This window comes from Alkalibacterium thalassium, assembly GCF_900101165.1.
Lineage (GTDB): Bacteria > Bacillota > Bacilli > Lactobacillales > Carnobacteriaceae_A > Alkalibacterium > Alkalibacterium indicireducens.
The window spans coordinates 1-1,521 of record NZ_FNFK01000115.1 but is presented as its reverse complement, the minus strand read 5'-3'; the positions used below and the strand labels follow the sequence as shown (position 1 = coordinate 1,521).

Sequence of the window (1,521 nt, the reverse complement as noted above, 5' to 3'; positions counted from 1 at the left end):
TCAGCTGAATCAAATATCAAAAGCGGCATAATAATCGGTACCAAGTCAATGACACCAAGGGTCAAAGGCTATTTTTTAACTGCAAAACTTGAGTATATAACTATAAACGTTGGTGTGAGAGGGTTTATATGAGCCCCCTCATACCGTTTTTCTTTTTACGAGGGAAAAATTAATTGTGTACACACCATATCTTTATTCATCCTTCGAATTAATTAAAACTATAACATAACTTAATTGATGTTTAATTACTCTCTATCTGCTGTTGCAACCAGTCATCTATGTAAGAAAACACTTCCTCGTTATTTAGTTCATTTACCAATTCATGCCGGGCATCTTTAAATAACTTAAGTTTTACATTTTGCAAATCTAATTGAACATATTGCTCATATAATGCTTGAACTGCTTCGCCATACTTACCAACAGGGTCCATATCACCAGAAATAATTAAGAGGGGTAAATCTTTTTCAATTTTTTCTAGTCGTTTTGTTTGATATAGCAATTTAAAAGCATGGAAAAGTTCATAGTAAAAGTTTATCGAAGAAACGAAACCAGACAATTCGTCTTTCTCATATTGTTCCACAATTTTAGCATCTCTTGTTAACCAACTAGATGTCGGTGTCTGATTTTGAAACTTTTTATTGAATGACCCAAAAGATAATTTATCAATCAATTTAGCTTCTTTTTTATTATCGAATACAATATTTTGGAAGGTAGCCAATATTCTTCCCATTTTTACGTCCAGTCCATTTTGTTTGGCTGAACCAGAAAGAATGATCCCATCTATTTTTTCAGAATTTTGAATGATATACTCCTGCCCGATAAATGAACCAAAACTATGAGCAAAAATAAATAAAGGCAGTTGAGGATATTTCTTTTTTATCAACTCAGAAATTAGTTGTTCATCTTTAACAATTTTTTGAAAACCATTCTCACCAATATACCCAAAAACTTCTTCTTCTGTTAAAGAATGACCATGACCGCGATGATCATCCGCATAAACAATATAACCTTTCTTATTCAAAAAATATGCAAAAGTTTCATATCGTGCAGAATGTTCGGCCATTCCATGAATAATTTGAACGATTCCTTTTGGTTTTTCTACTTGATCCCATATACGTAAAAATATCTTTTGGCCATCATAGGAAGAAGTATATATAGTTGTATGTTCCATTTTCCTGCTCCTATCAAATTTAATTTTATTTAGTATAACACAAAATAAATTATAACAAATTATAATTATAGTTCCTTAAACGTGTATTTTGTCAGTGGAGTTGTCAGGAGATTACTTATTCGTTCCACATATTGGGTTAGATTCTACTCTAGAAGTCATAAAAACTGGTGATACAAAGAATCGTGTTAACTAATTCAAAATCGGAAAATTTAATATTCTTAACATCAAAGACTATGGAATCTTTTTAAAATCCATGGGGCTGGGAAAAAACTCCCCTAAAATGAATACATCCCTCGACCGATTTTGAGAAAAAATGGTCGAGGGATGTTTCTTTTTTAAAGACAAAATGA

At 31.5% G+C, this 1,521-nt stretch carries 1 protein-coding gene; it reads right to left on the bottom strand.

The annotated features are described in order from the left end of the window. Nucleotides 1-241 precede the first annotated feature (241 nt). On the bottom strand, nt 242-1,171 hold the full coding sequence (locus BLR76_RS11505; RefSeq protein WP_091269062.1) for an alpha/beta hydrolase: 930 nt from the start codon (nt 1,169-1,171) through the stop codon (nt 242-244). Nucleotides 1,172-1,521: the final 350 nt, after the last annotated feature.

Coding starts and splice junctions, on each gene's coding strand:
- BLR76_RS11505 (WP_091269062.1), bottom strand. CDS start 1,171: ATGGAACATACAACTATATATACTTCTTCCTATGATGGCCAAAAGATA.